A 3,117-nucleotide genomic window follows, 5' to 3' on the forward strand; every position below is an offset into this window, starting at 1 on the left:
ATCCGCGGGATTCACAATCGCGGCAGTTACCGGCTGACCCCTGATGGCGAGGGCCATACGCGGGTGGACTTCGAACTGGAGTACAAGCTGAATCCGATCCTGGATGCCGCCGTGCGACGCGCGGCCCAATCCCTTGTGGAGCGGGTCTCCGGCCAGCTAATGACCCGCGCCCAGCAGCGACTCGACGCCGAGGAACCACAACAATAAACCACTCAAAACCGCCCTTCCTGCCTACGTAACCGCAGAGACGAACAGCTAAACAGTAAGCAGCCCGCCATTTAGCGGCCTTAAGCGGAACTCCAAGACGCTCACGCCAGATCACGGGAAAGGACGCTACTACAACGGTCACGACATTCGCGCCACGGCAACCCTCTTTTAATTTAACTGATAAAGGTGCGCAAACCACGGTACCTTTATCTAACTTTTCCATTCAAATACGCCCCAATCGAAAACGTCCGATCCGCGCCTTAAAACGCCCGAAACCAAGTTGCCCCTTTCCAATTCGGGAACGCCATTCTCTTCCATATAGGAAACTGTCCGCGACGACACGCCCCGCAATTCCATAAAAACAAGAAGATCCCTCAAATCATAAAACACCCGATAACGGCCATTTCGACCTTCCCCGGCATTTTCGTCGACCACTTTCAAAACATACTTTATCTTCGACATGATAAAAACCCGCTTTACCCAAAAACAGAAGTGCTATGCAAAAAACCCGCTGAAATCCGTTTTCAGCGGGAAGCAGGACTCTCCCGTGCATGGAGACCTGTAAAACCCTTCGAGAAAACCTCTAGCTCGATGGTTTTTAAATCAACTTCGCACCCCAAGGAACTGTGACGCGCAAGGTGAATATATTGTCGTCAACAGTCCGGAGGTCGTTTCTCTCAACGTCAAACTGTCCCTGAACCCGGATACCGCGGCCCATATTATAATTCAACCCAAGGCTGTACTCTTCGAATCCCATGTCGCTCAGGTCACGGTTGGGGTCGAACTGCGAGTAGCGAAGAACACCTTCCCATCTGTCACTGAACTTGTATCCCGCAGAGACCTCAAACCCTTCCGCAGTTACATCTGCACCAGCGGTTTCATCCTGTCCCCACATGTATTCGCCCCAGAGCCACCAAGGATCGGAGAGGTAGTCGTTGTAACGCACCACCACTGCATGGCGTTCACGGTCGCGCTCGACGCCGACTGGGTCTTTCTGGCTCCCAATGCGGGTGCCGTAATGCAGAAACCAGTCCCCAACGTTCAGCTCCAGCGAACCGTTGAAATCCTTCTGAGTACCATCGTCGCGGCCCGCCGTGCCCGAGCTGTTATAAACGCCCGCGGTATAAGTCAGGCTGGCGTTGTCGCCGATCGGAACCTGATCAAACGCCATCGCACCCGTCTTCCAGATGTTGGTAATGACCTCACCCAGATCCGGCTCACAGTTGATCGATCCACAGCCATACAGAGTGCTGGTCATGCGCGTGTAATTGACCCATGGCGCCGACGCCGCCGGCACGTAGAACGCATGCCCGAACGGTACGATGATCGACCCTATCGCCACGTTGGTCGTATCCATCAGATCCCGAAACGTCACGCGCGCCCGAAACGCCCGTGCTCCTCCATCGGACGATGCGGTCGCGGCATTGCGTGCCCACTCGGTCACAAACAGGTAATCCACGTCCTCGGTTACACTCCCGCGCAGGAACCAGCGCAATCGCTGGAAGCTGAACTGATTCGTGTTATCACCGGCACCCCTGTCAATATGGGTAAACGTCGGCTGGAGCAGCATTCCGGTGATGAGAGTCAGCTCGTCGGACGCCTCAGCCTCGCGTCCATACTGCATCGGCACAGAGGTATATTCGTCGTCGGAAGCGGACGCCGCTCCGGCCGTCGCCATCAGCACGCCCAGCGCCAGGACCGACCATCCACACCGCACCATCGTATTTCGTTGAATCTTCAGCATTCCGAAATCTCCCTTATTGCTCTGAGTGCAGGAACGCGATCACATCGAGAATGTCCTGAACAGCCAGGATCCCGTTGGGCCCGTAGATGGGCATGTGCGCGTTTGGGCTAAACAACCGCGTGTCCCAGATACGCTGGAACGTATACTCGAAGGGCAGGTTGCGTGCCGCGTAGTCTTCGAGGCTCGGGGCGATGGTGCCGCCGTCATGCCCGCCGGGGAGCCCGTGGCACGCGAGGCAGTTACCCCAGCGCACGTTGATCGCGATCTGCTCGCCACGCTCCGGGTCACCATCCCGAGGCCCGCTGTATTCCACCCGCTCGATATCCGGCAGGGTCAGGTCGAAGCAGGCCTTTTCGTAGTCATGACAGGGATAGGCCGACAACTCGTCGGTCGGGAACGGTTCCCCCGGCACCCATGCGCTCGGCGACCCGCGTTCGCTGGCGATGCCCGCCAGGGGCAAAGCGAAAACCACGCCCGCCACCGCCGCAGCCAGCCAGCCGCACGCAGTCGTTTTTTGTATTTCCATCTCAGAACTCCTTTTATTCATGACCCTTATTGACTCAGGTAGTCTGCATCGAGGTTGTAAAAGTTGACCGGCGCCGACACGGGGTAGTCATTCGCCGACGCTCTGAGGAACGTCTCGATATCGGTCATCGCAGGGCTACCCTCTTCACCCTGCTTCATGCGGGAAAGCATCTGGCAGCTTCGGATCTGGTGCTGCAAAGTAAAGATGTACTCAAGATCATCGCCGGCAAGCTGGTAGGGGAAGTGATAAACCGGATAGGTCGCCGCATCGCCATAAAAGGTCGTCGGCCGTTGACCGCGCAGGTAATTACCGGTGGTCGGCGGCGTGTGGCAACTGGCGCAGGCAAAACCAAAATGACCGGTCCGGCGGAAAAACAGATCGGCTCCGCGTTCGAACGATTCCTTTACTTTCGGATGGTCCGTATCGACCGCAACGGGCTCGCCATGCGACTTGGTCGCCAAGTACAGATCCAGCAGCGAGTTTTCCTTGGTGTCCTCGACCCAGTCCTCATCCTGACGCTCTGAGGCGCACACGCCGATTTGGGTCGGCATGGTCACCACACGGTCCAGTCGATCATTGAACCGCGGGAATTGTGCAGACACACCCTCGAGTTCCGCGGCATCATCGCCATGACAGGACG

At 57.1% G+C, this 3,117-nt stretch carries 4 protein-coding genes and 1 pseudogene; 1 reads left to right on the plus strand and 4 read right to left on the minus strand.

What is annotated here, in order from left to right:
• Positions 1-207 (plus strand): annotated as a pseudogene (locus tag ACJWXQ_RS11940) (SRPBCC family protein); the annotation flags it as partial.
• A gap of 210 nt (positions 208-417) precedes the next feature.
• Here ACJWXQ_RS11940 and ACJWXQ_RS11945 read toward each other — a convergent pair.
• The 4 genes from ACJWXQ_RS11945 to soxA form a co-directional block, all read right to left on the minus strand.
• Positions 418-669 (minus strand): hypothetical protein, encoded by a 252-nt coding sequence (locus tag ACJWXQ_RS11945; protein ID WP_406672883.1) that lies wholly within the window; start codon positions 667-669, stop codon positions 418-420.
• 136 nt (positions 670-805) lie between these two features.
• Complete coding sequence (locus tag ACJWXQ_RS11950; protein ID WP_406672884.1) at positions 806-1,951, minus strand: hypothetical protein; 1,146 nt, start codon at positions 1,949-1,951, stop codon at positions 806-808.
• 13 nt (positions 1,952-1,964) lie between these two features.
• Positions 1,965-2,477, minus strand: coding sequence for a sulfur oxidation c-type cytochrome SoxX (gene soxX, locus ACJWXQ_RS11955; protein ID WP_406672885.1), 513 nt, complete (start codon positions 2,475-2,477; stop codon positions 1,965-1,967).
• A 26-nt stretch (positions 2,478-2,503) separates the two neighbouring features.
• Positions 2,504-3,117: sulfur oxidation c-type cytochrome SoxA (soxA, locus tag ACJWXQ_RS11960; RefSeq protein ID WP_406672886.1), on the minus strand; the 614-nt coding region annotated here is incomplete at its 5' end.

The sequence above is a fragment of the Natronospira sp. genome, from assembly GCF_007134575.1.
Classification (GTDB): domain Bacteria; phylum Pseudomonadota; class Gammaproteobacteria; order Natronospirales; family Natronospiraceae; genus Natronospira; species Natronospira elongata.